Origin of the sequence: Cupriavidus necator (genome assembly GCF_040578825.1) — a bacterium.
Lineage (GTDB): Bacteria > Pseudomonadota > Gammaproteobacteria > Burkholderiales > Burkholderiaceae > Cupriavidus > Cupriavidus necator_E.
The window spans coordinates 1-25,150 of the sequence record NZ_JBEFLI010000076.1 but is presented as its reverse complement, the minus strand read 5'-3'; the positions used below and the strand labels follow the sequence as shown (position 1 = coordinate 25,150).

The 25,150-nt window shown below is 67.7% G+C and carries 21 protein-coding genes; 9 read left to right on the top strand and 12 right to left on the bottom strand.

The features are described 5' to 3' along the window. The first annotated feature begins 10 nt into the window (after window positions 1-10). Both AB1I47_RS27965 and AB1I47_RS27960 read left to right on the top strand, forming a co-directional pair. Window positions 11-961 carry a glycosyltransferase family 2 protein gene (locus AB1I47_RS27965; RefSeq protein WP_354686952.1) on the top strand — a complete coding sequence of 317 codons (951 nt, stop codon included), beginning with the start codon at window positions 11-13 and terminating at the stop codon, window positions 959-961. A 615-nt stretch (window positions 962-1,576) separates the two neighbouring features. Next, the gene (locus AB1I47_RS27960) at window positions 1,577-1,762 is read left to right on the top strand and encodes a hypothetical protein (RefSeq protein WP_407935922.1); all 186 of its coding nucleotides are present in this window, start codon (window positions 1,577-1,579) and stop codon (window positions 1,760-1,762) included. A gap of 1,140 nt (window positions 1,763-2,902) precedes the next feature. Here the strand turns inward: AB1I47_RS27960 and AB1I47_RS27955 are convergent. From AB1I47_RS27955 to AB1I47_RS27945, 3 genes are read right to left on the bottom strand one after another with little or no spacing between them, the layout of a single operon-like run. After that, entirely contained in the window at window positions 2,903-5,137 is a 2,235-nt protein-coding gene (locus tag AB1I47_RS27955) for a polysaccharide biosynthesis tyrosine autokinase (RefSeq protein WP_354686951.1), read from the bottom strand. Further along, a complete protein-coding gene (locus AB1I47_RS27950; RefSeq protein ID WP_354686950.1) occupies window positions 5,134-5,598 on the bottom strand; it encodes a low molecular weight protein-tyrosine-phosphatase in 465 nt (154 codons plus the stop codon). Before AB1I47_RS27950 ends, AB1I47_RS27955 begins: the two co-directional genes overlap by 4 nt. 12 nt (window positions 5,599-5,610) lie before the next feature. After that, window positions 5,611-6,807, bottom strand: coding sequence for a polysaccharide biosynthesis/export family protein (locus tag AB1I47_RS27945; protein ID WP_354686949.1), 1,197 nt, complete (start codon window positions 6,805-6,807; stop codon window positions 5,611-5,613). A gap of 417 nt (window positions 6,808-7,224) precedes the next feature. Here AB1I47_RS27945 and AB1I47_RS27940 point away from each other — a divergent pair, with 417 nt between their 5' ends. Further along, the gene (locus AB1I47_RS27940; RefSeq protein ID WP_354686948.1) at window positions 7,225-8,457 is read left to right on the top strand and encodes a hypothetical protein; all 1,233 of its coding nucleotides are present in this window, start codon (window positions 7,225-7,227) and stop codon (window positions 8,455-8,457) included. A gap of 11 nt (window positions 8,458-8,468) precedes the next feature. Further along, entirely contained in the window at window positions 8,469-9,692 is a 1,224-nt protein-coding gene (locus tag AB1I47_RS27935) for a glycosyltransferase family 4 protein (RefSeq protein WP_354686947.1), read from the top strand. Here the strand turns inward: AB1I47_RS27935 and AB1I47_RS27930 are convergent, their stop codons facing one another. The 9 genes from AB1I47_RS27930 to AB1I47_RS27890 form a co-directional block, all read right to left on the bottom strand. After that, window positions 9,693-11,003, bottom strand: coding sequence for an oligosaccharide flippase family protein (locus AB1I47_RS27930; RefSeq protein ID WP_354686946.1), 1,311 nt, complete (start codon window positions 11,001-11,003; stop codon window positions 9,693-9,695). Window positions 11,004-11,009: 6 nt separating this feature from the next. Beyond that, window positions 11,010-12,125, bottom strand: coding sequence for a glycosyltransferase family 4 protein (locus AB1I47_RS27925; protein WP_354686945.1), 1,116 nt, complete (start codon window positions 12,123-12,125; stop codon window positions 11,010-11,012). Window positions 12,126-12,295: 170 nt separating this feature from the next. Further along, window positions 12,296-12,964, bottom strand: a complete 669-nt coding sequence (locus tag AB1I47_RS27920) for an acetyltransferase (protein ID WP_354686944.1) — start codon at window positions 12,962-12,964, stop codon at window positions 12,296-12,298. A gap of 60 nt (window positions 12,965-13,024) precedes the next feature. Beyond that, window positions 13,025-14,263 carry an acyl-CoA reductase gene (locus tag AB1I47_RS27915; RefSeq protein WP_354686943.1) on the bottom strand — a complete coding sequence of 413 codons (1,239 nt, stop codon included), beginning with the start codon at window positions 14,261-14,263 and terminating at the stop codon, window positions 13,025-13,027. After that, window positions 14,260-15,372 carry a LuxE/PaaK family acyltransferase gene (locus tag AB1I47_RS27910; RefSeq protein ID WP_354686942.1) on the bottom strand — a complete coding sequence of 371 codons (1,113 nt, stop codon included), beginning with the start codon at window positions 15,370-15,372 and terminating at the stop codon, window positions 14,260-14,262. Before AB1I47_RS27910 ends, AB1I47_RS27915 begins: the two co-directional genes overlap by 4 nt. Before the next feature lie 54 nt (window positions 15,373-15,426). Then, a complete protein-coding gene (locus tag AB1I47_RS27905) occupies window positions 15,427-16,818 on the bottom strand; it encodes an AMP-binding protein (protein ID WP_354686941.1) in 1,392 nt (463 codons plus the stop codon). Beyond that, on the bottom strand, window positions 16,815-17,561 hold the full coding sequence (locus tag AB1I47_RS27900; RefSeq protein WP_354686940.1) for an SDR family NAD(P)-dependent oxidoreductase: 747 nt from the start codon (window positions 17,559-17,561) through the stop codon (window positions 16,815-16,817). The genes AB1I47_RS27905 and AB1I47_RS27900 overlap by 4 nt, the downstream gene beginning before the upstream one ends. An 8-nt stretch (window positions 17,562-17,569) precedes the next feature. Further along, window positions 17,570-17,809, bottom strand: coding sequence for an acyl carrier protein (locus AB1I47_RS27895; protein WP_354686939.1), 240 nt, complete (start codon window positions 17,807-17,809; stop codon window positions 17,570-17,572). 189 nt (window positions 17,810-17,998) lie between these two features. Then, the gene (locus AB1I47_RS27890) at window positions 17,999-20,026 is read right to left on the bottom strand and encodes a polysaccharide biosynthesis protein (RefSeq protein WP_354686938.1); all 2,028 of its coding nucleotides are present in this window, start codon (window positions 20,024-20,026) and stop codon (window positions 17,999-18,001) included. 436 nt (window positions 20,027-20,462) lie between these two features. Between AB1I47_RS27890 and AB1I47_RS27885 the strand changes: the two genes are divergently transcribed. From AB1I47_RS27885 to AB1I47_RS27865, 5 genes are all read left to right on the top strand, one after another. Then, window positions 20,463-21,056, top strand: coding sequence for a sugar transferase (locus AB1I47_RS27885; protein ID WP_354686937.1), 594 nt, complete (start codon window positions 20,463-20,465; stop codon window positions 21,054-21,056). A gap of 70 nt (window positions 21,057-21,126) precedes the next feature. Further along, window positions 21,127-22,398 carry a DegT/DnrJ/EryC1/StrS family aminotransferase gene (locus tag AB1I47_RS27880; RefSeq protein WP_354686936.1) on the top strand — a complete coding sequence of 424 codons (1,272 nt, stop codon included), beginning with the start codon at window positions 21,127-21,129 and terminating at the stop codon, window positions 22,396-22,398. Next, window positions 22,395-23,096 carry a hypothetical protein gene (locus tag AB1I47_RS27875; protein WP_354686935.1) on the top strand — a complete coding sequence of 234 codons (702 nt, stop codon included), beginning with the start codon at window positions 22,395-22,397 and terminating at the stop codon, window positions 23,094-23,096. The genes AB1I47_RS27880 and AB1I47_RS27875 overlap by 4 nt, the downstream gene beginning before the upstream one ends. A 49-nt stretch (window positions 23,097-23,145) precedes the next feature. Further along, complete coding sequence (locus AB1I47_RS27870; protein ID WP_354686934.1) at window positions 23,146-24,180, top strand: hypothetical protein; 1,035 nt, start codon at window positions 23,146-23,148, stop codon at window positions 24,178-24,180. Beyond that, the coding region (locus AB1I47_RS27865; protein ID WP_354686933.1) for a GNAT family N-acetyltransferase at window positions 24,177-25,150 on the top strand (974 nt) is incomplete at its 3' end. The genes AB1I47_RS27870 and AB1I47_RS27865, both read left to right, overlap by 4 nt.

Here is a 25,150-nt window from a genome sequence, read left to right as displayed (position 1 = left end):
GGGGTCAACCATGCCGGCCAACACATTCCTGCCCACGTTCTCGGTGTGCATCTGCACGCGCGACCATCCGCAAGGATTGCATCGCGCGCTGCAATCGGTCGCGGAATCGACCATGCCGCCGCACCAGCTCATCGTCATCGACGACAGCAGCAGCTATCAGACTAGCGAGATGGTGCGCCACGGCTTTGCCGATATCCCGGACATCCCGGACCTGCTCTACGTCGAAGGCCCGCGCCGCGGCAGCGCCGCCATCCGCAACCGCGCGCTGCGCGCGGCCACCGGCTCGCACGTGCTGTTCCTGGACGACTGCACGCTGCTGGGACCGACCTTCCTGCAGCAGATGACCGACCGCATCGCCGACGACTACGTGCACCGCGCCACCAGCGGCTGCGCCGCGCCGCTGATCCTGACCGGCACCGACGTCTGCCAGGGCCAGCGCGGCAAGCCGCGCAAGGCGGCGTTCCTGGGGTATCCGTCGCTGGACTATCGCTATGGCGAGCGGCTGTGCTCCGTGGTGCTGCACAGCACGGTCTTCCCGCGGGCACTGTTCGACCACATCGTCTTCGATGAGCAGCTCGCAGCGGGCTATGAAGTCTGCGAGCTGACCAGCCGCGCGGTGTTTGAGCTCGGCCATCGGATCGAGCTGATGCCGAGCGCGGTCAACCAGCACGCTGCCGTTCCTGCCCCGGTGGAAGCGGCCTCGCCGGCATGCGAGGCGTCGCGGATGTATGTCACCTATCGACGCTATGGGCGCAGCCAGCGGCGGCGGGTCAAGGCAGCGCTGTACCTGATGGTGGCGTTGCCGCACCTGTTTGCGCGCAATGTCCGCGGGGCTGGCTGGAAGGGCACGGCGCCCGCGTGGGCGACGGCGCGGCGGTTGTGGGTGCTGTTGCGGGCGGGAGAAGGGCGGTATGAGGAGGAGGGGGAACGGAGTACGAGTTTGCCGGGATCGATGGCTTGAAAGGTTGATTGCCTGGCGGGGCGTACCCGTTTCTGCGTGGATGGTTTGGCGCCTCCGACACGCGCGCCGGAACCTGAAACCTGCCGGTTTGCTCCCCTCTCCCGCAGGCGGTGAGGGCAAGCGCTGGCATACCGACGGGCTGGACTTCGTTGACGCTCCGGCCCTCACCCCCACCCTCTCCCACTTCGCGGGAGAGGGGAGCGTTCACCAGCGGTGGCGGCTTGCGTCCAGCGCGCGAGAACACCCAGCGACTTTAGAAGAGGCCCTCGTTTAGGCGCCTGGCTATTTGCCGGCCGGCGAAGCTCGGTCAGGATGCGCCGTCCGAGCGCGAATGCGAAGTGTCCTATCGGATAATTGGCTGCGGAGCGGGAGACTGTAGACGTCATCGCACACGGTGACCGGGTGTGGAAACCCGAATGTCTGCAGCGGGGCAGTCGTCGGAGACGGCCGTCCTTGCCCATAACGGGCAGTCATTCCGTCTATGGCGGGCCGGACGAGGCAGCCGAAAGGCTGACCGGCAATGGCTGCGGCACCGGTTTTCCACCCTCGTCGTCAGGCCCGCCGCCCTCCCCCTCATGTCGCGCGGCAGGCCTTCACCCAACGATCGGAGGTCATATGTCGGAAAACACGTTATCCGCTGCACGGTCGAGTCTTGATTCGGTGGCGGCGGGCATTGAAGGTGTGCTTGCCCTGCTTGAGCAGCACAGCGATAAATCTGAAGCCTGCTTCAGTGCGTTTTGTTTGTTGGGGCTGCTGAAGGCGCAGCTGGAGTGTGTGTTGGCTGAGGAATTTACTGGTTGATAGTCGGCAGGCTGACGGTGCAGCAGTGAGCCGTCAGCCTGCGATTCAGACGCCGTGGCTCATCCGCCAAGCTGTTTCACGATCCGCCCCCTTCTGCTTTGAAGCGAGCCGACGCCTCCTCTGCTGCCTCTAGCCAATCCGCGAAATTTGCAACGCTGCCTCGATCCTCCCAGCGTGGAGATGCATAGGCATGCACATAGAACACTCTCGGATCAGTGGAAGTGCCGCTAGCGTCAAAGCACGCAATATCGTCTGACGTTGACCACTTTGCAAAAGGAACAAGGTATCTGCTGGGATATAGTCGTCTAATCTCTCGCGCCCAATGGCTGGCGCTCTCTTTGAACTCGCATAAGAGCCACCACGGCTCTAGGTCAGGAAGCGGGTCTCTTTCCACCAACTTCACAAAGGATTCCGGAAACTTAAATTCATTCGGCAATTCTGGAGTGAAGAGATACCGATCCATCATTATCCTCCCGCTTTTCCAGTGATACGTGGCAACTGAGAGGCCGCAGCTCTCCTAAGCGATGACTAACGGCAGACGCCAGAAATGCTTATCTCGAGTGGCCAGCTCCGCATGCTGCGACTCACTCGGTGATTGCCACTCACACTCGCAATCCTCGCAGAGAACGAACAGGGCACCGGTAACCTTCTCGGCGGCTACAAGAACGCGACCTTGCCCACGAATTCTGCACGTTTCCTTGACAACTGCGTAATGCATATATGTCATGGCTAGGGTGCCTTCGGCAAAGGTTGGACCAATTCCCAGGGAATGGCAGCGTGACTTGATTCGTCACGACCCACTCCCGATTCATTGGTAATGCGCAGGGAAGAAGAAGGGGAATATCCGCCGTCGTCGCCCACGCTCATCTCGGGACGAGACAATATCAAAAGTGCCTCAGACTAAAGAATAAGAAATTTCTGAAAATTGATGAGAATTTACAAAAGCTTGCAGTTGTTGGCGCGGGAATGCTGCAATGCGTTGATTTTACGTGGAAGCAATCGTTGCTCGACGGATTGTCAAATATTGTTAGGTTTCAATAATTTATTAGTGAAAATGAAACAGCCAACCAACAATCCCCCCAAAAGCAATTCGCCGCCCATCAAGGGCGGCGAATCCAACCACAACACCAGAACGGCAAATCAAGCCCGCTTAACCTGCGCCCCGTACTTGCTCATATACCGATACTTCCCAAAGTAGTAGTGAGACCGATACCACCGCCCTTCCACCTTCAACCCGTTGAACAGCACCCCCTTCACATCGATCCCGGCCTTCTGGATCTCGCGCCGTGAGGCAAGCAGTTCATCGACGGTGGTGTTGTCAGCGCGTGCCACCATGAAGACCGCCCCGGCCTTGCCCGCCAGGATGCCGGCATCCGAAGCCGCCAGCACCGGCGGCGTATCCACCAGCACCAGGTCATAACGCGAGCGCAGTTCGTCCAGCAGCGCATCCATTCCCGGGCTCGACAGCATGTCGGCGGCATGTGGCGGTTCCGTGCCGGTCGGGATGAAATCGAGCCCCGGTGCCACTTGCCGGCGCAGCACGCGATCGAGCGGTGCCCCCATCAGCAGCTCTGTCAGCCCAGGGCTGCGCTTGTCGTTGAAGCGATGGTGCAGCTCGCCGCGACGCAGGTCGGCGTCGACTAGTACCACGCGCCGTCCGCTGGCGGCGATCGCGGCGAAGTTGGCGCAGATGAAGGACTTGCCCACGCCTGGCGCCGGGCCGGTGAACACCACCACGCGGTTGCTGTTGCCGGCCAGCGCGAACTGCACCGCGGTGCGGAAGCTGCGCAGGGTCTCTGTGGCCGGGTCGTCCGGAAACTCGCGCGCCAGCAGCCCCACCGGGGTCTGGCCTTCCGGCTCGAGCCGTTCCTGCTGCACGCTGAACGGGATCGTGGAATAGACCGTCATGCCGGTCTTCTCCTCGATCTCGTCGGCGTCGGCCACGCCGCCGTCGAACGCATGGCGCAGGATCACCAGCAGCACGCCGGCGATCAGCCCCAGCACCGCCGCGATCGCGCCGATCATCTCGCGGTTGGGCCGCACCGGGCGCACCGGCACTTCGGCCATGTCGACCAGGCGCGCGTTGCCAACCTTGCTGGCCTTCATCAGCTTCAGCTGCTGCACGTCATTGAGCAGGCCCTGCAGCATCTCGGTGCTGACCTTTACATCGCGCATCAGGCGCAGCACGTTCTGCTCAACATCCGGCAGCTTCTGGATGCGGCCGGAGACGCCGTTGAGCTGGCCGGTCAGGCTGCCGATCTGGTTGTCGATCAGTTCGATCGCCGGGTGGTTGGGCGTGAAGCGCGCGGCCAGTTCCTGGCGGCGTTGCTTCAGTTCCTGCAGCCGGGTCTGGATCTGCACCGACTGCGCCAGGATCAGCCGCGACTCTTCGCTCAGGTCGATGGTGCCGCGCTGGTTGCGCATGGCGTTGTAGCGCGATTCGGCGGTTTCCACCTGCTGGCGCAGTTGCGGCAGCTGCTGCTCCAGGAAGGCCAGCGACTTCTCCGCTTCGGCGGCCTTGCGCCGCACATTCTGGTCGACGTAGGCGTGGCCGATCTCGTTGAGGATGGCGGCGGTCATCTGCGGCGAATCGCCTTCGAGCGCCACGCCGATCACGCCGCTCTGCTTGCCGCGTTCGCTGATCACCAGACGGTCTTGCAGCTTGGCAATGGCGGCGCTGCGCGGCAACTGGCGCACCACGAAGCGCGCCCCCGCCTTGCCGTCGAGGCGGTCCACCAGCAGCGTGACCTGGCCCGATGCCGTGGCCACGGTCAGCGGCGTGCCGACCTTGCCGTTGGCGCTGGCCTTGTCGCTGGCGAACTGCAGCCGGTAGTTGCCGTTGCCGAGCGCCGTCACGAACAGCTTGCGGTTCTCCATCGAAACCGGCACCTGCAGCCGCGACACCGTGATCGACTCATGCCCCCACGCAAAGCCGCCAAGGCCGAACAGGCCCGGGTTGGACAGCTCCGCATTGAAGCCCGCCAGCGCGGCGCCCACCAGCGGGAAGTAGCGCGGCGCGGCCTCGATATCGAGCCGCAGGCTGTCGACCGCCTTGCCTACCACCATGCGCGAACGCAGCAGTTCCACTTCGGCGCTGGCCGCGGGCTTGAGGTCGAACACCGGCGAGATATTGGCGGTCAGCTTGCTGGCGCTGGCGGTGTTGTTGGATTCCTCCACCTGCACCACCACGTCGCTGCGGTAGATGGGACGGGCCAGGAGCGCATAGACCAGGCCCACGCCCACCACCAGCGCAACGGTGGCCAGGAACGTCCATCGGTAGCGCATCAGCACGTCCAGGTATGCCGTCAGGTCGATCGGCTTGCCGCGCTCTTCCGGGCCAAGAGCGATGTCTTCCCGGTTTCCAACGGTTCTCATGATGCCTCTCCATGGGTATTGACCGGCGACGTGGCCTCGAGCTGCGCCGACCATGACGCGATGCCCTGCCTGATCAGCTCCAGCACAATCGTGAACATGCTCATCGAGCAGCCGTACGGGTCGGGTACATCTGCCTTCAGGAACTCGCACAGGCGGAACGTCTTGCCGCGCGCCTGCGGGAACAGGAACTCGACTTCGTCGCGCTGCTCGTTGTCCATCACCAGCACCAGGTCCGCCGCGTTGACCATGATGGCGGTGATGGCGCGCGCCCGATGCTCGCGCAGGCTGATGCCGGCGCCTGCCAGCAGCCGTGCCGCGCGCGGGTCGGCGGGCGCGCCCACCGGCGGCGCGAGCCCGGCCGACGTGACCGTGCACCACGGCAACGCCTGTTGCAGCAGGTGGGCGGCCATCGGGCTGCGGCAGACGTTGCCCACACAGACGACCAGGATTGTCTTGACCATATTTCGCTCGATTTACCTGAAACCCGTGCCGGCGCTGATGGCGGGCTGCGTGATCGGCAACAGCAGGCTCATCACGCGGCTCCAGCGCACGATGTTGCGCGCATCGACATAGACCACGTCCTTGGGCTCGAGCTCGAAGCCTTCGGCGATCGCCAGCGCCACCGGCGAATTGCCGTCCAGGTGGAACACCTTGGGCTCGCCGTTGGGCTGCTTGCGGATCACGAAGATCTGCTCGGCGTTGGCCGAGTTCGGGTTCACGCCGCCGGCATCGCCCAGCGCCTCGTTCAGCGTCATGCGGCCGTTGCGCATCAGCAGCGATGTCGGCCTGACCACCTCGCCGGTGACGAAGATCTTGTTGTCCTCGCGCTGCTCCACGCGCACGATGTCGCCCGAGCGCAGCATGATGCGGGACGGGTCGATGCCCTTGGCCAGCAGCGCCGGCATGTTCACGTACCAGGAACGCTCGCCGCGCGTCACGCGCACGCGGCTGTTGTCGCCGGTGGTATTGAGCACGCCGCCGGCGCGGTTGAGCGCCTCGACCAGCGTCATCGGCGCATCGTCGATGGCCTGCATGCCGGGCGTCTTCACTTCGCCGTCCACATAGACGCGCTGGCTGCGAAAGCCCAGCACGCGCACCGTCATCTGCGGATCGCGCACCACGCGCGACAGCACCTTGGCCATCCGGTCGCGCACTTCGTTGGCGGTGCTGCCCGCCACCTTCATCACACCGGCGTACGGAAATTGAATGTCGCCCGAGGCGCTCACCACGTAACCGGGCACGTTGGAACCGCCGGTGGACTGCGGGACCTCGAACGTCGCGCCCACGCTGTAGGTCTGCGTCGGGAATACCAGTTCGGGGTGGTCCCATACCACCACCGAGATGATGTCGCCCGGGCCGATGCGATAGGGCTGGGGCTTGGCGTAGAGTTCTTCCACGCCCTGGTTATCCACGCGCGGCTTGGCCTTCAGGCTGCGCACCAGGTCCAGCGTGATCGGCGTGGTGGTGGCGACGGCGTCGTCGCCTACCGCGCTGACCTTGCCGCTCGGTTCGAAATACATGCCGGGCGATGCGGCGCAGGCGGCCAGCAGGAGCGTGGCGGCAAGCACCGCGAGCGTTCGTGCCGCGCGGCCACCATGGGTTCTCTGCTGTGCTGCTGCGTCGGGACCGCATGTTGCTCCGGTCCCTGCCCCTGTCCGGTCTGGTGTCATGGCTGTCTCCTCAGTGACAACGCCGACATGGCGCGCAGTGTCCATGCCTTTCGGACTTATCGTAGGAACCCGGGCGGTGTGCTTCGGTGCGCTCTCGCACATTGCGTCTGGCGCATTTCGGCGGGGTTTAGACCCGCTGCGCCAAGCGCTTGCAGGGGCGACGCGGTGCGCGGTGTCCGCTCTCAAGCGGATGGATGAGGGACTTTTGGCGGAGTGCCGCGATGGCTTGCCGATGCCGCCATGCGCGAGCCGCGCTTGCCATCGATGTGCTATCGATGTGCCCACCGATACTAAGCCGCGGCGCAGGCTGCGCTGTGTGCGCATGCCAACAGTCGCGCACGCGCGGCAGCGGCCGTGCTCCGTAGAATTCACCACAGCGGCGCATTGTCCGGTGCGCGACTGGAGGCAGCCCACATCATGGAATTCGTGACTTCCGCCTGGCACGTGATCTCCGCCACGCTGGCGCTGCTGGCGGGGCTGTGCGTGGTGCTGGCCGCCGGTCAGGGCTTAGGCGTGTCGCGACTGCGCACGCTACTGCTCTATGCCTGGCACACGGTGTTCAGCGTGCTGTACGCGCATGTGGTGGTCGACCTGGGCGGCGACGCCATCGTCTACTTCCACGACTCGGTGGCGCCGGAACTGGAGTTTGCATTCGGCACGCAGGCGGTGAGCTGGCTCACGCGCCTGCTCACCTACTACGCCGGCTTTTCCTTCCTGGGCGCGTTTTTCGTCTTCAATATCTTCGGCAGCATCGGCCTGCTCGCCTTCGACAGCGCGCTGCGCATCGCCGGCGCGGGCAAGGGCATCTGGGTACAGCGGTTCTGCACGCTGATCATCCTGCTGCCTTCGGTGAGCTTCTGGAGTGCCGGCATCGGCAAGGATGCCATCGCCTTCATGGCCACCGCCCTGGCGCTGTGGGCCAATATGGCCCTGGCGCGCCGCTTCTGGCTGATGGCGCTGGCGGTGGCCGCGATGTTCACGGTGCGCCCGCACATGGCGGCGATGATGGTGCTGGCGCTGTCGGTGGCGATGCTGGCATCGGCGCGCGTGTCGCTGGCGCGGCGCGCGGCGCTGGCCGGCATCGTGCTGGCGGCGGCGGTCGCGATCGTGCCGTTCGCACTGGAATACGGCGGGCTGAGCGAGATCAACAGCGCCGACGACGTGACCGCGTACGTCGAGACCCGCCAGGGCTATAACCAGGAAGGCGGCGGCGCCATCAGCATCCACGACATGTCGCTGCCGATGCAGCTCTTCTCGTACGTGTTCCGGCCGCTGCCGTTCGAGGCCAGCAGCGCGTTCGGCCTGGCGGCCTCGGTGGACAACGTCGTGCTGCTGTTGCTGTTCGCGCTGGGCGGCTGGGGCATGCTGCGCGGACGCGGCCAGGCGCGCCTGGGCAATCGGGCCTTCCTGTGGTCGTATTGCGCGATGGCGTGGCTGTCGTCGGCGCTGATGACCGCCAACATGGGGATCTCGGTGCGGCAGAAATGGATGTTCCTGCCGATGCTGGTCTTCATGCTGATTGCCGGCATGCGCGGCATGCGCCAGCGCGCGGCGGTCTATTCCAATCCGTGGCCGATGCGGCCCGCGTCTCCAACGCCTGCGGAGCCATCGTCGGGCCAAGACGCAACCGGCGTGCGGCCGGCACGCTGAGCGGAGTCCCTGTGCCAAAGATCGTGATCGTGAGCACGGTGCCGGAGACCATATCGGTAATCCTTCGTGATCAACCGCGCTTCCTGCGCCAGCATTTCGATGTGGAAGTCGTCAGCAGCCCCGGCGAGGCCTGCCGCGTGATCGCCCAGAACGAAGGCGTGCATGTGCACACGGTGCGCATGGAGCGCGGCATCAGCGTGCTGCGCGACGTGCTCTCGGTGCTCGCCATGATCCGCGTGCTGCGCCGCGCGCGGCCGACGCTGGTGCATTCCTATACCCCCAAGGCGGGCCTGGTGACGATGCTGGCCGCCTGGGTCTGCCGCGTGCCGGTGCGTACCCATACCTTCACCGGGCTGATCTTTCCGTCTTCGCGCGGCTTGCGCCGGCAGCTGCTGATCTGGGTCGACCGGCTGATCTGCGCGTGCGCCACCCATGTGGTGCCCGAAGGCAACGGCGTGCGCAATGACCTGGTGTCGTGGCGCATCACCGGCAAGCCGCTGCAGGTGATCGGCAACGGCAATATCGCCGGCATCGATCTTGACCACTTCTCGCCGGACGCCGCAGGGCAGCATGAAGCCGCGGCGCAGCTGCGCGCGCGCCTTGGCATCGGCGCCGAGGCCTTTGTGTTCTGCTATATCGGGCGGCTTAACCGCGACAAGGGCCTGCCGGAGCTGCTCGCGGCCTTTGCGCAGATGCCGCAGCACTGCCACCTGCTGCTGGTCGGCGACCTGGACCTGACCGCGCCGGCGGACGGCGCAACGCTGGCCGCACTGCGTGCGCATCCGCGGGTGCACGAGACCGGCTTCGTCGACGACGTCCGCCCGGCGCTGCGCGCCTCCGACGTGCTGGTGCTGCCCAGCTACCGCGAAGGCTTTCCCAACGTGGTGCTGCAGGCCGGCGCGATGGCGCTGCCGGTGGTGGCCACCGATATCAACGGCAGCAACGAGATCATCGAGCCTGGCATCAACGGCTGGCTGGTGCCGGTGCGCGACGCCGCCGCGCTGGCGCAGGCGATGCTGCAGGCCGAGCAGGCCACGCCCGCCGAGCGCGAGGCGCTGGGCCGGCGCGCGCGCCAGCGCATCTGCGAGCGCTTCGAGCGCCGCGAGCATTGGGAACGGTTGCTGGCGTTTTATCGCGGATTGCTGGGCCCGCGTGTCGCGGACAAGCCGGCTCCTGTCAAGGAACTCGCAGCGGAGCCCGCACCGACCGAGCCCGGCGTCTCCGTGCGGCGCTGATCACCCCTGGCGCCGCAGCCGCAGCCCAAGCGCCAGGCCGCGCCGCTGCGTCTCTGAAATCAGCGCCAGCAGCAACGCATCGGCGCTGACGCGCAGCACCCACGCATAGGCCGCACCGACGATGCCGTACTGACGGATCAGCACCCAGGCGAGCAGCAGGAACAGCGGGAACTCGACGATATTCAGCCTGGCGGTGATCTCGGTATCGCCGCCCGCATGCAGCAGCGACACATACATCGTGCCGACCGTGTACGGCAGCAGCCCCAGGCTCAGCACGCAGATCACCTCGTGGCTCTGCGGCGGGATCGCGCCGCCCAGCCACAACGACAACACCATGCCGCCCAGCAGCCAGAAGCCGGCGCTGACCAAGGCCATGCCGGCCAGCGACAGCAGCAGCGCGCGATAGAAAGTGCGCATCGCCCCGGCCGGATCGCTGACGCGCCGCTGGCTCAGGTAGGGGAACGTGACGGTGGTCACGGCACCCACCAGCACCAGGCTCTGCGCCGCCATCTCGTACGGGATCACATAGACCGCGGTGGCCGCGGCCGAGATCATCGCCGCGATAAAGAAGCGGTCGGCCGACGCCACCACCGGATTGAGCACGCTGCTGAGCGTGAACCAGCCGCCGAAGCGCACCAGCCGGCGCGCCTCGTCGCGCGACCACGCCGTGGCGGCACCCGTGCGCGCCGCATGCAGGCAGCCATGCGCCAGCGCGCGGTAGGCCCATGCCGCCAGCGCGCGCGACAGCACCAGGCTCAGCACCAGCCAGTGGAGCTGCGGCGTGAACACCGCGATCAGGTACGGCACGCCGAAGTTGGCCGCGCCCAGCAGGATGCGCAGCACGCTGATGCCGCGGAAGTTCAGGAAAGCCTCGTTGACGCCGCGATACGCCGCCGACATCGCCTGCAGCGGCAGCGCCAGCGCCAGCAGCGCGATCGACAGGGCGATCTCGGCGGCCGGCACGCCGTCGGCGCGCAGCAGCCCGTCGGCACCGCACGCCAGCGCCACCAGCACCAGCAGCGCACCGGCGCCGCCGGTCACCAGCGTGATGCGGATCGCGCTGCCCAGCACGCCGCCAATGCGCCGCTGCTCATCGATGGGCCCGGCACGCAGCGCGGCGATGCGGTGCGTGGCCGCGCGCCCCACGCCGAAGTCCAGCGCGGTGGCGTAACCGATCAGCCCCCACGCCAGCGTCAGCAGGCCGAAGCGCTCGGTGCCCAGCGCATGCAGCAGGTGCGGCACGGTCAGCGCCGCGATCAGCAGCGGCAGGCCCAGGCCGAGCAGGTTCCACCAAATATGCGAGGCGCGCATGGCGCATCAGCCCATGGCCTGCATCACGCCGGCCTGCGGCGCCACGCCCGCCGCTTCGCGCAGCAGCCGGCCCAGCCGCGGTCCGGCCTGCTGCACGCAGTAGGTCTGCTCGACCATCGCGCGCCCCGCGCGGCCCATGCCGGCGCGCAACGGCGCATCGGCCAGCAGCCGGGCCAGGCTTTGCTGCCAGGTCTCGGTGCTGTCGGCCAGCAGGCCGTTGTGGCCGTTCCTGACGATCTGCGCATTGACGCCCACCGGCGAAGCCACCACCGGCAGCCCGCACGCCATGTACTGGATCAGCTTGTAGCCGCATTTGCCGCGCTCCCACGGCGAATCCAGCAGCGGCATGATGCCCACGTCGCAGGCGCCGATGCCGGCTACCTCGGTGTCCTCGGACCAGGGCACGCACTCCACCGTCACGCCCGGCATCCGCACGGCATCGAATTCGCCGCCGATCACGCGCAGCGTGAAGGCATGCGTGCGCGCCAGCTCGGTCAGCGCGGGGCCCAGCAACTGCAGGTAGCGCACCGTAGACGGTGAGCCGATCCAGACAATGCGCGGCGGTGCGCCGGTGCTGCCGCTCACCGGGCGCGCCAGCCGGTAGCGCTCCAGGTCGATCACGGTGGGCACCACTTCGACCCAGCCGCCGCCGGCATCGCGCGCGCGCTGCGCCAGGTAGTCGTTGCCGGCCACCACCAGGCGCGCGCCCGCCATCAGCCGGTCCAGGCGCCGTCCCAGCAGCCGCCGCACCAGCGCCAGCCGGTGCAGGTCGTAGTTGTGGAACTGGGCATCGTCGTAGTCAAGCACGTAGGGCACGCCGCGCAGGCATGCCGCTTCCATCCACGCCGGCAGCCACGGCAGCGCTTCCTTCTCGATCCACAGCAGGTCGAAGGCATCGCGCTGCCACAGCGCGCGCAGGCGGCCGGCGTAGGCACATGCCAGTGCCGTCGCACCGTAGCGCGACTGCCGGTAGCGCTGCGCCAGCACGGCGTCGCTCAGCAGCGGCTGCACCGTGACATCCATTTGCGCCTGCGCCAGCCAGGGCAGGAACTGCAGGCTGCGCAGCCGGGACGAAGCGCCCAGTCTTCCGTACTTGGGCAGGGCCAGCACTCTGGTTTGCATGGTTGGCTAGTGCATGTCGAGATGGAACAGGTTCGAAGCAGCGGCGCGGCCCGATAGTTGCCCGATAGCGGCCCGATTGCGATGCCCTCAGCCTACGGCATCCGCCACGCGCTGCGGCGGCACGCGCGGCGGCGTGCGTACGCTAGCCCACGCAGCACCAGGGCATACGGTCATGCCGGCAGCCGCAGCGGGCTCACCTGGTAGGTGCCGCGCGACGAGATCATCTGGCGGTCCGGTGCGTTGGCGCGCACGCCGCAATGCGAATCGACCACGCAGTCGCGGCCGATATGGATGCGCGGATAGATGGTGGCGCGCGTGCCGAGAAAGCAGCCTTCGCCGACCGAGGCATCGCCGTTGACCGCCGCGAACGGAGAAAGAATCGAGTACGCGCCCACGTGCGCGCCGTGGGCGACGCTGCAATGCACGCCGGCGAGCGCGCCGTCCTCCATCACCGCATTGCGGTTGACGATGGCAAACGGGCATACCAGCACGCCGCGGCCCAGCCGCGCCTGGCGCGACACGATGGCGGTGCCGTGCACATACGCGGGCAGCGCTACGCCGGCTGCCGCCAGGCGCGTCACCACCGCGCGCCGTCCGCGCACCATGCCGATGGCCACCACTACCACCTGCCCCAAGGCGGGCCGGAAGTCCGCCACCGTGGACAGGTATGGCAGCGGCACGCCATCCGGCACCCGGTCGGGGGCATCGTCGATAAAGCCGGACACGGCCGGGGCGCCGGCCAGCGATTCCTCGTACAGGTAGTCGAAGATCTCCAGCGCGAAGCCGCCGGCGCCGGCGATGACGACGGAAGAAATGGGTTCGGGATGCAGCAGCGGCATGGTCGGTCGGCGGTGGAAGGCAGGACTGGACGGCTGGCGGGGCGCGCTTCCTGGCGGGTTTCAGAACACGGTGACCTCGCGCAGGAAGACGCGCGTCAGGTCCAGGCCGTCCCACACCGGCGCGAACGCCAGCGCCTTGCCGAACGGCACGATGCGGTCGATGCCGCCCGCCAGGCTGGTCGCGACAAAGCGGCGCAGCTCAGCGGCCTCGAAACCGGCGTACGTCACGGTCTGCACACTGCGGTCCAGCAATGCGGGCAGGCCGGCCAGCGCTGGCATCGACGATTCGAAGAACAGCCCCGCGCCGCAATGGCGCGCGGCATGCAGCGCCGGCTCGTCCAGCCAGACGCACACCAGGTCGTTGTTGCCCTCGGTGCGCACTTCGGCACGGGTCTCGATTGCGAGCGCGTCGGCCGCCACCAGCTTGTTGACGTAGTCGGCATCGCCCAGCGCCGGCGGCCGGGCCGCGACGATATGGCCAAGCCGCTGCCAGAAGCCGCGGCTCGCTTCACGTGCCAGCCCGCGCTCGCCGATCCACAACACCAGCCGTGGCGACGAGCATGCCATCTGGCCAAACCAGTAGGCGTCGTTGTGGAAGGCATGCGCCCATGCCGTCTGGCGCGCCGGCGGCGCGGCCAGCCAGCCCGCGGCCGATACCAGCGCCAGTGAGTACTTGTTCGGGAAGCAGATCTCGGTAGCCGTCGGCGGCAGCGCGATGCGGCGGATCGCCGCCACGGTGTCGTCGCCGCCCCAGATCACGCGCACATCGCATACCGCCGACAGCCGCGCGGTGACGGCCTCGTCCGCCGTATAGCGCACCAGCAGCGTACGCTGCGCGATCGCCTGGTGCGCGGGCCCGGCCAGCAGGCGCCGCACCGTATCGACCAAAATCGCCGCCTGGGGCGATTCGCGCGTGGAGACGCGCACGATATTGCGGTTGCCGCTCAGCAGCGCCAGCATCCACGAATAGACGAAGATGGTGTCGACATTGGCGGGCGCGAAATGCAGCACGGTGCCGCGCGGCAGCAGCACCGGCGCATCGGGGCGCGCCTGCCACTGCCGGCGCACCTCGTCGCACAGCCGCGTCAGGTTGGCGCGGCGCAGCCAGAACGCCAGCGCGGTCAGCTCCGGATACGCGCGCGCCGGTGGCGCATGCAGCAGTGCTTCGGACAGCGCCGCGGCAAAGTCCACTGCCGCATCGCTGTAAGGCGGCAGCATCGGCACGCCGGCCAGCGCCTCAGGCGCGACCGCTGTCGGGATGCCGGGCACGTCGGGATTGAGGAAGGCAAGCGTTGTCATGCACGCGCTCCGGCGGGAGCGAGCGACAGGCCAGCCGCATAGGTATCGCTGCAGCCGCGCAGCTCGGCGCGCGCAATGCGGCCGTGGACGCGGAAGGTGCGCCCCAGCCGCCCGCACCGGCAGTCGTCGATGCCCAGGCAGGTGCCGGTGTCCTCGGTCAGCAGGCTGTTGCCGGGATAGCTGCCCGGCAGCAGCGACAGCACCTGGATCACGCCGGCGCGTCCTGGCGGCAGCACCGACCAGTCATGGGGATCGCGGATCAGCACGTCGGCAAAGGCGGGCGTGTGCAGCCGGCCATGCTCGCATTCCATGAAGATCGAGCCGACCTGCTCGACCATGCCGTAGAAGTCGTGCACCGCGCAGATATTGCAGCGTTCGCGCAGCCGGCGGCGGAAGGTGGCACCGTCCACCGCCTCGTCCTGCAGCTTCTTCCAGCCGCCGCCGTGGATCAGCACCGCGTCGTCGAAGTCCAGCTCCACGCGCTGCCGCTCCAGCTCGGCAAGGAAGTGGCGCCAGATCATGAAGGTAAAGCCGAACAGGAAAATGCGCTCGCCGCGATGGCGCGCGAGGAAGTCGGCGATCAGCGCGAAATCCGGCGCCATGCCGGCATCGCGCAATGCATAGGTATGGTCGCGGCCGAAGCTGGAAAATCCCAGGATGCCGGCCCCGCGCGCCGAGAACGAGGCGCGGTCGCGGATCACGCCGGGATGGTCCAGCACCAGCATCGGCAGCCGCGCCTTGCCGAGGAACTGCTGCACGATCAGCACCAGCGCACGCGTCTGCGCGGTGGCGGTGTCGCGGTCCAGCACGATGCGCGAGACGCGCTGCGAGGTGGTGCCCGATGAGGTCAGCACCTTGAACACCTCGGCTTCGGCGACCGAGCGCAACTCGTATTCCTTGAACAGGCGCACCGGCAGGAACGGCAGTTCTTCCAGCGCGAAGGTCTCGCCCGCCTGATAGCCGCGCCCTTCCAGCACGCGCCGGTACGGCAGGCAGCGATCCGCATGGTGCCAGGTCAGCGCGCTCAGCAGCGTGGCGAGCCGCGCCGACTTCTCGGCGTGCGGCAAGTCGTAGACGGGCCAGGCGAAGTAGGGGCGCTCGGTTGCCATGCGGTGAGGTCTCCTGTGTGCCTGGCTGCGGTGGTGGCTCGGTGGGTGGCCGTCTCAGTTCGCTGCCGCCGCGGGGACCAGCTCGGTCAGCAGGTCGGCATAGCGCACCTTGCCCGCACCCGACATCGGGAAGGCCTGCACGCCCACCACGCGGATGGCCGAGCGGTGCAGCCGGTAGCGCTTGCTGATGGTGCTGGCGAGCTCATCCAGCGCCGCGGCACTGGCGCCGCGCACGGCCACCACCAGCAGGTCGTCGCGGCCGGTCACGGCCACGTCGTGGCGTTCGCCGCGCAGCTGCGTTTCCACCTCGTCCATGCCGATGCGGTTGCCGAACACCTTGATAAAGCGCTTGAGGCGGCCGGTCACGTGGAAGTAGCCGTCGCTGTCGCGCTGCGCCAAGTCGCCGGTGCGCAGGTAGCCCTGCTGCAGGTCCGGCGCGCACAGGTCGGCCGCTTCGCTGGCGTAGCCAAGCATCACGTTGGGCCCGGTATAGCAGAGCTCGCCGCTCTCCCCCGCGGTGGAAATCACGGTGCCGTCCTCGCGGCGCAGCTCCAGCCTGCCGCCGGGGATGGCGATGCCGATCGCGCCGATCTTCTTCAGCAGGCGGTGCGGCGGCACGTAAGCGATGCGTGCGGTGGCCTCGGTCTGCCCGTACATCACGAAAAACCTCTGGCCGCGCGCTGCCGCGAGTTCGCCGAACCAGCGCTGCAGCGCGTCCGGCAGGCGCCCGCCGGCCTGCGTCATGGTGCGCAGCGACGGCAGCGCCATGCGCTCGAAGCGAAGCTGGCGCAGGATCGCGTATTGCGCCGGCACGCCGGCCAGGCTGGTGGCCGACTGCTCGCGCAGGCGGTCCCAGAATGCGCGCGCGGTAAAGGGCTCGGCCGTCATCACCAGCGTGGCGCCGACCAGCAGGTGGCTGTTGATCACCGACAGTCCGTACGAATAGTGCATCGGCAGCGAGGTGATGGCGCGCTCGCTGTCATCCAGCGCCAGAAAGCCGGCAATGGCGCTGGCATTGGCCTGCAGGTTCTGCAGGCTCAGCCGCACCAGCTTGGGCGCACCGGTACTGCCCGAGGTCGACAGCAGCAGCGCCAGGTCCGGATGCACCGGCGGTGATGCGATGGCACGCGCGCGCCAGCCGTCGGCGCCATGGATATGCGCGACACCGTAGTGCGCGTAGAGCCCCTCGCGCAGGCCGGCATCGAGTTCCGCATCGACCAGCAGTGCCGGGATATCCGCGCGCAGCGCGCCCAGGTATGCGGCCAGCGCCGGCAAGCCGTTGCTGCATTCGATCGCCACCAGCGTGCGCCGCCGCGCGGGCGCGCCATCGGCGGTGTACGCCGCGTCGGCCTCGCGCGCGAGCGCCGCATAGCTGACCCGGGTGCCGTCTTGCAGCACCAGCGCGGTCTGGCTGCCGAATGCCTGCAGGCGATGAGCGAAGGTCAAACCAGCATCCCCCCATCCACGCCGATGGTCTGGCCGGTGACGTAGCAAGACAGGTCCGACGCCAGAAACGCCGCGACCTTTGCCACATCGATTGGCTGTCCCACCCGGCCCATCTTGACCGCGGCCACGCTGCGCGCGAAGTGCTCGGGCCCGACCGAGCGCGCCATGTCGGTGTCGATCACGCCAGGCGCGATCGCATTGACGCGGATGCCCTGCGGCGCCAGCTCCTTGGCCAGCGACTTGGTGATGCCGATCACCGCCGCCTTGCTGGCGGCGTAGACCGCCTCGCCGGCGTTGCCGTTGGTCCCCATGATCGAAGCCAGGCTGATGATGCTGCCGCCCTGGCCTCGCGCCATCAGCCGGCTGGCGTACTGCGCGCAATGCAGCACGCCGAAGGTGTTGGTGTCGAACACATAGCGCATCTGGCGCTCGGTCACCATGCCGATCAGCGCATCCTCCAGCACGCCGGCGTTGGCTACCAGCACGTCCAGGCGCTTTGCCTGCCGGTACACGGACTGGAACGCCTCGCGCACGCTGTCCGGGCTGCATACGTCCAGCACCAGCGGCGTCACCCGCGCGCCGGGCATGGCATTGGTCAGCTCCGCACAGCGTTGCGCCACGCGCTCTTCCGAGCGGCCGCTCAGGAACACATGAGCACCTTCGGCGGCGAACAGTTGCGCAGTCGCCTGGCCTATGCCGCGCGTGGCGCCGGTGATGAGTGCGATCTTGTCCTGGAGCAGCATGACGGTCCTCAGATGACGACGCGGTACTTGGCAAGAATCTCCCTGGCCTTGGCCACGGAGCTCATGTCGACGATGTCGTCGGTGTCCATCATGATCTCGAACAGGTTCTCGATCTCGGCAACCAGTGCCATGTGCGCCACCGAATCCCATTCCGGGATGGTGTTGTAGGTCAGGTCGTCGGTGACCCGCTCCTGCTCGATGCACAGTACGTCGGCAAAAACCCGGTGCAGCTTGTCGATGTTGGTCATGGTGTCAGCTTCGGGGTAGGGAAACGCACGGGACGGCTGCCGGGCACCACGCAAAGGCCGGACCGGCATGCGCCGTCCCGCCTCTGTGTGCGCCGGGTCATGGTAGGCCGGCACGGCGTCGTGCTCTGTTCGCTCTCGCACGCGCGTTTGAAGCGCACGGCGCACGGCCATGCAGCAGGCCGCGCGGATTCATGACGGGTTGCCGCGCGCCGAGGCGCTGACCGGCTCCAGTGGCGTATCGTCTTCAGGCGGAAACAGCGGCACGCCCGCGATCTTGCGGATGGCAGCCTGCAGCGGCTGGCGTGGGGCTTGCGCCGGGCGGTTGTCGAGCGAGCTGTACGGTGCGTACTCGGGCACGATCGCCTGCACCAGCGTCTGGATCCGCACCTCGTCGCGCGTCTCGCACGCGGCGAACAGGCGCGCCAGGCGCTGCTCCAGATCGCCCTGCTCCAGAAACGGCTCGTGCGAGCACATGATGCGTTCGTGCTCGCTGGGCGTGACGTCGCCGCCAATCAGCAGCTCTTCATACAGCTTCTCGCCGGGGCGCAGGCCCACCACCTTGATCTCGATATCGCCGGCCGGGTTCTTGCGCGTGCGCTCCACCAGCCCCGACATCTCGATCATGGTGCGCGCCAGGTCCACGATGCGCACCGGCTTGCCCATGTCGAGCACGAACACCTCGCCGCCGCGCGCCATCGCGCCAGCCTGGATCACCAGCTGCGCCGCCTCGGGGATCAGCATGAAGAAGCGGATCACGTCCGGATGCGTGATGGTGATGGGGCCGCCCGCGCGGATCTGCCGGCGGAACAGCGGCACCACCGATCCGGACGAGCCCAGCACGTTGCCGAAGCGCACCATGGCAAAGGTGGTGCGCGTGCCGGGCCGCGCCGCGGCGGCCTGGAACACCAGCTCGGCGATGCGCTTGCTGGCGCCCATCACATTGGTGGGCCGCACCGCCTTGTCGGTGGAGATCAGCACGCAGGTGCGCACGCCGAAGCGGTCCGCCATGTTGGCGATATTGACGGTGCCCAGCACGTTGTTGCGGATGCCCTCGGACATATTGCCTTCCACCAGCGGCACGTGCTTGTAGGCGGCCGCATGATAGACGGTGTCGACCCGCTGCCCGCGCATGGCTGCGGCCACCGCCTCGGCATCGCACACCGAGCCGATGCGCGCCTGCAGGTCCAGGTCCGGGAAGCCGCGGCGCAGCTCCTGCTCGACCACGTACAGCGCGAACTCGGAATGGTCGAACAGGATCAACCGTGCCGGGTCACAGGTGGCGATCTGCCGGCACAGCTCGCTGCCGATCGAGCCTCCCGCGCCGGTCACCAGCACTACCTTGCGGTGCGTGCATTTGGCAAACAGCTCCTCGCGCGGCGGCACGATATCGCGCCCGAGCAGGTCTTCGATCTTGATGTCGCGGATCGACTGCATGGTGATCTTGCGGTCCACCAGCTCCAGCAGTGTCGGCAGCGTGCGCACGCTGACCGCATAGCGGTGCAGCTTGTCGACGATCAGGCGCCTGCGCTCGACCGACAGCGCCGGCATCGCCAGCACCACCTCGTTGATGCCGTGCTGGTAGATCTGCTCGCGCATCTGGTCGCTGTGGTAGACCGGCAGGTCGGCAAAGATCTTCTTGTCGAGCGTGAGGTCGTCGTCGAAGAAGCACACCGCCTTGTGGTTGAGGCTGGCGCGCATGGCGATGGCAAGCTGGAAGCCCGCCTCGCCGGCACCGAAGATCGCCACGCGCAGCGCCGGTCGGCTGTCTGCCGGCAAGCGCCGCTGCTGCGTCAGGTTGAGCAGCGCGCGCGCGACGAAGCGCGACACCACCACATAGGCGAACGCGATAAACCAGTAGATCAGCACGCCGGTGCGCGGCAGCAGGTCCAGCTTGACGAGGAACGACAGCGCATAGGTCAGCCCGATCAGGCAGGCCAGGCTGATGCCGGTGACCCACAGCACCTTCAGGTCGAAGTAGCGCACCACGGTGCGGTACAGCCCGCTGTACGAGAACACCGGAATGGTGCAGATCGCGATCACCGCCGCCGGCGTGATGCCGTACTGCGCGATCAGGTCGAAGTTGCCCGCCCGCAGGAACAGCGCCAGCGTGAAGCACAGCGGCAGCGCCACCAGGTCGGCCACCACCATCAGCACGACCTTGCGCCGGCGCGACAGCGACACCAGCCCTTGCGCGAGGGAAGACAGCCGGGGACTCATGATCGCGGCCCTCCTGCGTGCCTGTGCGACATCGGCAATACCTGCAACATGATCGCTCCCGTTCCCGCGTGCAGCGCTGCGCGCCCCTTGCCTGCCAGCGGTGCGCGCGGCTGAACGCGGCGCACGCCTGGTCGCGCCCTCTGCAGGCACCGTGCGAGGGCTGCGGCACGGTGTCGGCGCGACGTTCCGAGATAGTCTTCCATGCCAGCCATTATTGATTTCTGCCTGGCCCGCGCAATTAGCCAACGTGTGCTGCCGTACGCTGGCCGAGCGCACTTCCAGCCGCTTCACACTGGTGGCCTAGGCCACATGGCTGCCTTCACTTGCCGGTTGAACTTTGATTAGATGAAGGCGTTTCCCAGCCAGGCGCAGCGCGCCGCATGGCGGCCTGTTCGCCGTCGCAGCGCGGTCCTGCGGCCGCCACCGCCATCACATCATGAAGCGCATCCTTGATATCGTCCTCGCGTCGCTGGCACTGCTGCTGCTTGCCGTGCCGCTGCTGGTCCTCGCCGTGATGGTCCGCATCAAGCTGGGCAGTCCCGTGATCTTCCGCCAGACCCGCGCGGGCCGGCACGGCCGGCCCTTCGAGTTGGTGAAGTTCCGCACCATGACCGATGCGCGCGGCCCCGACGGCGAGCTGCTGTCCGACCACGAGCGCATTACGCCCTTTGGCTGGATGCTGCGCCGTACCAGCCTGGATGAACTGCCCGAGCTGTGGTGCGTGCTCAAGGGCGACATGAGCCTGGTGGGCCCGCGCCCATTGCCGATGGCCTACCTGCCGCTGTACTCGCCCGAGCAGGCGCGCCGCCATGACGTGCTGCCCGGCATTACCGGCTGGGCCCAGGTCAACGGCCGCAACGCGCTCAGTTGGGAAGACAAGTTCCGCCTCGACGTCTGGTATGTCGACCACGAGTCGCGCTGGCTCGATATCCGTATCCTGTGGCTGACCGTGCGTACGGTCTTGCAGCGCGACGGCATCAGCGCTGCCGGCGAGGTCTCCGCCACCGTATTCACCGGCAGCCAGCACTGAAAGCTTTCGCTTCGTTGCTTTCCTGCGCTGCTGTCCTGCGTTGCAACCACCGAAGGTCACGATCCCGCCCATGCTAGACACACCGTTCTCGCCCTGGCCGAGCTTCACCGCCGAAGAGGCCGATGCCGTGCATCGGCTGCTGTTGTCCAACCGCGTGAACTACTGGACCGGTTCGCAATGCCGCGAATTCGAGAGGGAGTTCGCGGCCTGGTGCGGCGTGCCGCATGCCGTGTCGCTGGCCAACGGCACGCTCGCGCTGGACGTCGCGCTCAAGGCGCTGGGCATCGGCGCGGGCGATGAGGTGGTGGTGACGCCGCGCACTTTTGTCGCCAGCATTTCATGCGTGGCCAATGCCGGCGCGGTGCCGGTATTTGCCGACGTCGATCCGGACAGCGGCAACCTGAGCGCCGCCACCATAGAACGCGTGCTGACGCCGCGCACGCGCGCGGTGATCTGCGTGCACCTGGGCGGCCTGCCGTGCGAGATGGACCCGATCATGGACCTGGCGCGCAGGCACCGGCTGAAAGTGATCGAGGACTGCGCGCAGGCGCATGGCGCGCGCTATCGCGGCCGCATGGTCGGGTCGATCGGCGACGTCGGATGCTGGTCGTTCTGCCAGGACAAGATCATGACCACCGGCGGCGAAGGCGGCATGGTCACCACCCATGACCGCGAGCTGTGGCTGCGGATGTGGTCGTACAAGGACCACGGCAAGAGCTGGGAAGCGGTGTACGAGCGTCAGCATCCCCCTGGTTTTCGCTGGGTGCACGACAGCTTCGGCACCAACTGGCGCATGCTGGAGTTGCAGGCCGTGATCGGCCGCATCCAGTTGCAGCGCCTCGCTTCCTGGACCCGCCGCCGCACGCAGCATGCCGCGACGCTGGCCGCCGCACTGGCGCCATGCGAAGCGCTGCGCGTGCCGCTGCCGCCCGCGCACACGGAGCACGCCTGGTACAAGTTCTACGCCTTCGTGCGGCCCGAGCGGCTGGCCCAAGGGTGGAGCCGCGACCGCATCATGGCCGAGATCGTCGCCGCGGGCGTGCCTTGCTATGCAGGCGGCTGCGCCGAGTGCTACCTGGAAAAAGCGTTCGACGGCACCGGCTGGCGTCCGGAAGCGCGCCTGCCGGCGGCGCGGCAACTGGGCGAAACCAGCCTGATGCTGCTCGTGCATCCGACGCTGACCGATGCCGAGATCGACAAGACGGCGCGGGTCGTGCGCGAGGTGATGCGCCGCGCGACGATGGAGGTGGCAGCGGTGGTGGACGAGAGGGCAGACAAGGTGGCAAACCTGGCAGAGGCAGCGAACGTTGCGCAGTCCTGCGCAGCCGCCATGCCGCGATGACATCGTGGCCGCCATTCATCCTGCTGGGCGAGAGTACGTGGTTGCTGCCAGTTGGCGTGGCGATCGCGGTGGCGCTCGCCGCAGGCGGTGCCTGGCGGCGCGCGCTCGTCTGGCTGGCCACGTTCGGCGGCGGCGCCGCGCTGGTCGGCGCCGCCAAGCTCGCTTTTGATTACGGCGGCTGGTATTTGCCGTCGCTCGACCTGTACAACGTCAGCGGCCACGCCATGCTGACCGCGGCGGTGTACCCGGTGCTGCTGATGCTGCTGGGAGCGGCGGTGGGTCCGCGCGTGGCGCGCGCCGGCTGGTTCGCGGGGCTGGCGCTGGCGCTGCTGATGGCCGAGAAGCTGGTGGCCGGCCACTACCACACGCTCTCCGAAACGCTGCTGGGCGGCGCCGTGGGACTGGCGGTGGCATGGCTGAATGCGGGCATGCGCGTGCGCGGGCCCGTGCCGCAGATCGTGCTGGTGGCGGTGCTGGCCATTGGCGCGATCGCGTTCGTCAACGCGCGCGGGCTGTTGTATCCGGTCAAGACCGCCGTGTGGGAACACGCGGCGCGCTGGCAGGGCAGCACGGTACGGCACTACCGGCTGATCGATGCCGATCCGGTGACCGGCGAGGTTCGCGTCACCGTGCATAAGCGGGCGCGCTTGTCGAGGCAGGCGCGGCCGTTTCTGCAGGGTAAGCAGCATGCGGCCTGAAGCGTGCCCCGGCAGCTTCCCAGGGGTGGGAGGAAGACAGGTAAAGGATATGGACTGCGCCCCGGAATTTGGCTCGTTTTTTTCGCTCGACGCTACCGTGCCCACCGGCGGACCGCCATGGCTGGCACAGGATGCCGTCCTCTACGGCAGCGGCCGGGACGCGCTGCGCGCGGTCATCGCGCATGGCAAGGCACGCGGCTGGCGCTGCCTGTACGTGCCGAGCTACTACTGCCATGACGTGACCGATGCCGCTGCACAGGACATCGACGTGCGCCTGTACCCGCATGCACCGTTCGAGCCCGGCACCGTGCTGCAGCTCGCCGACGACGAGGCCGCGCTGGTGGTCGAGTACTTCGGCATGCCGTGCGCGGTGCGGGTCAGCGGCGGCGCCGTGATCCTGGACCGCACCCACGACTGGCTCGCGCCATGGTCGTATGCGCGCACGCCGGATTATCTGTTCGCCTCGCTGCGCAAGCTGTTGCCGCTGCCCGATGGCGGCATCGCGCGCGCCGCTCCCGGACAAAGCCTGCCGCGTCCCCCTGTCACCGAAGCGCATGCGACACTGGCCGCGCGGCTCGCTGCCGCCATGGCGATGAAGGATGCATGGTTGCGCGGCGCGCCGCTGGAGAAGGTGCGCTACCTGGCGCTGGCACGCGACGTCGAAGCGGCGCTCGGCCGCGCCGACGAGATCTCGGGGCCATGTGCACTGACGCAGGCGCTGGCGCCGGCGATCGACCTGCGCCAGTTGCGACGGCGCCGGCTCGAGAACGGCACCGTCTTCAGCGCTCGGCTTACCGCGCTGTGCGGATCGGGCAGCCCGGTGAGGCCGCTGCAGACGCCGGCCTACGCCATGCTGCGCTTTGCCACGCACGACGCGCGCGAAGCATGCCGCGCGGCGCTGATTGCCGAGCACATCTATCCCGCGGTGCTATGGCCGATGCAGCGCGAAGGCGTTCCCGCCGCGCACCGCATGCTGTCCGACCAGCTGTTGGCGTTCCATGTGGACTATCGCTATGGCGTGCGTGACATCGCACACGTGGCGCGGACCGTCGCCGGCCTGTGCCTGCAGGATGCCGCCGCATGAAGATCGAACTGCTCGCTACATCCCATCCGTCCTGGCTCGCGGTGCTGCAACGCTGCCGCCATGACTGCTATCACATGCCCGGCTGGCTGCGCGCGGCCGAATTCGGCGACCGTGGCACGGCCTACGGGTTGTACGCGCGCGAGGGCGAAGCCGAACTGCTGCTGCCGCTGGTGCGGCGCGAGCTCGACGGCGGCCACTGGGACGCGGTCTCGCCCTACGGATACGGCGGCCCTATCCTGAGCGCGAGCGCCAGCCAGCACTTTGCCGACGCCGCGCTGCGCGAGGCCGTGGACATGCTGCGCGCGGCCGGCTGCGTGTCGTGGTTTATCCGCCTGCATCCGATCCTGAATGCCGAGTGGCACAGCGCCGTCGGCGAGCTGGTCGAGCAGGCACCGACCGTGGCCATCGACCTGACGAGGAGCGAGGCCGAGCACTGGCACGACACCACGCATGGCCACCGCAACGACATCAACAAGGCGCGGCGCGCCGGCGTCACGGTGCGCATCGACGAGTCGTTTGCCGCGCTTGGCGATTTCGTCGCGCTGTACAACCAGTCGATGCAGCGGCTGCAGGCGCCGGCGTACTACTACTTCGACGAGCGCTACTACCAGACCCTGCGCGCCGAACTGGGCCCGAGCCTGCGGCTGTTCGTGGCGGAAGAATCGGGTACGGTGATCGGCGCCGCGCTGCTGACGGTGGCGCCGTCGTCCGGCATCCTGCAAGGCCACCTGTACGGCGCCGACGAACGCTGGCTGCACCGCCAGCCGCTGAAGCTGCTGATCCATGCGCAGCGCGAGTGGGGACGCACGCAGGGCTATCGCGTGCTGAACCTCGGCGGCGGGCGCGGGCGTGGCGGCGAGGCGGAGGATTCGCTGTTTCGCTTCAAGCGGGGGTTTTCGCCGGATACGTATATGTTCCGCACGCAGCGGTTGATTGTGGATGCGCAGCGGTATGCAGCACTGTGTGGGGG

Coding starts and splice junctions, on each gene's coding strand:
- AB1I47_RS27965 (WP_354686952.1), top strand. CDS start 11: ATGCCGGCCAACACATTCCTGCCCACGTTCTCGGTGTGCATCTGCACG.
- AB1I47_RS27960 (WP_407935922.1), top strand. CDS start 1,577: ATGTCGGAAAACACGTTATCCGCTGCACGGTCGAGTCTTGATTCGGTG.
- AB1I47_RS27955 (WP_354686951.1), bottom strand. CDS start 5,137: ATGAGAACCGTTGGAAACCGGGAAGACATCGCTCTTGGCCCGGAAGAG.
- AB1I47_RS27950 (WP_354686950.1), bottom strand. CDS start 5,598: ATGGTCAAGACAATCCTGGTCGTCTGTGTGGGCAACGTCTGCCGCAGC.
- AB1I47_RS27945 (WP_354686949.1), bottom strand. CDS start 6,807: ATGACACCAGACCGGACAGGGGCAGGGACCGGAGCAACATGCGGTCCC.
- AB1I47_RS27940 (WP_354686948.1), top strand. CDS start 7,225: ATGGAATTCGTGACTTCCGCCTGGCACGTGATCTCCGCCACGCTGGCG.
- AB1I47_RS27930 (WP_354686946.1), bottom strand. CDS start 11,003: ATGCGCGCCTCGCATATTTGGTGGAACCTGCTCGGCCTGGGCCTGCCG.
- AB1I47_RS27925 (WP_354686945.1), bottom strand. CDS start 12,125: ATGCAAACCAGAGTGCTGGCCCTGCCCAAGTACGGAAGACTGGGCGCT.
- AB1I47_RS27920 (WP_354686944.1), bottom strand. CDS start 12,964: ATGCCGCTGCTGCATCCCGAACCCATTTCTTCCGTCGTCATCGCCGGC.
- AB1I47_RS27915 (WP_354686943.1), bottom strand. CDS start 14,263: ATGACAACGCTTGCCTTCCTCAATCCCGACGTGCCCGGCATCCCGACA.
- AB1I47_RS27910 (WP_354686942.1), bottom strand. CDS start 15,372: ATGGCAACCGAGCGCCCCTACTTCGCCTGGCCCGTCTACGACTTGCCG.
- AB1I47_RS27900 (WP_354686940.1), bottom strand. CDS start 17,561: ATGCTGCTCCAGGACAAGATCGCACTCATCACCGGCGCCACGCGCGGC.
- AB1I47_RS27895 (WP_354686939.1), bottom strand. CDS start 17,809: ATGACCAACATCGACAAGCTGCACCGGGTTTTTGCCGACGTACTGTGC.
- AB1I47_RS27890 (WP_354686938.1), bottom strand. CDS start 20,026: ATGAGTCCCCGGCTGTCTTCCCTCGCGCAAGGGCTGGTGTCGCTGTCG.
- AB1I47_RS27885 (WP_354686937.1), top strand. CDS start 20,463: ATGAAGCGCATCCTTGATATCGTCCTCGCGTCGCTGGCACTGCTGCTG.
- AB1I47_RS27880 (WP_354686936.1), top strand. CDS start 21,127: ATGCTAGACACACCGTTCTCGCCCTGGCCGAGCTTCACCGCCGAAGAG.
- AB1I47_RS27875 (WP_354686935.1), top strand. CDS start 22,395: ATGACATCGTGGCCGCCATTCATCCTGCTGGGCGAGAGTACGTGGTTG.
- AB1I47_RS27870 (WP_354686934.1), top strand. CDS start 23,146: ATGGACTGCGCCCCGGAATTTGGCTCGTTTTTTTCGCTCGACGCTACC.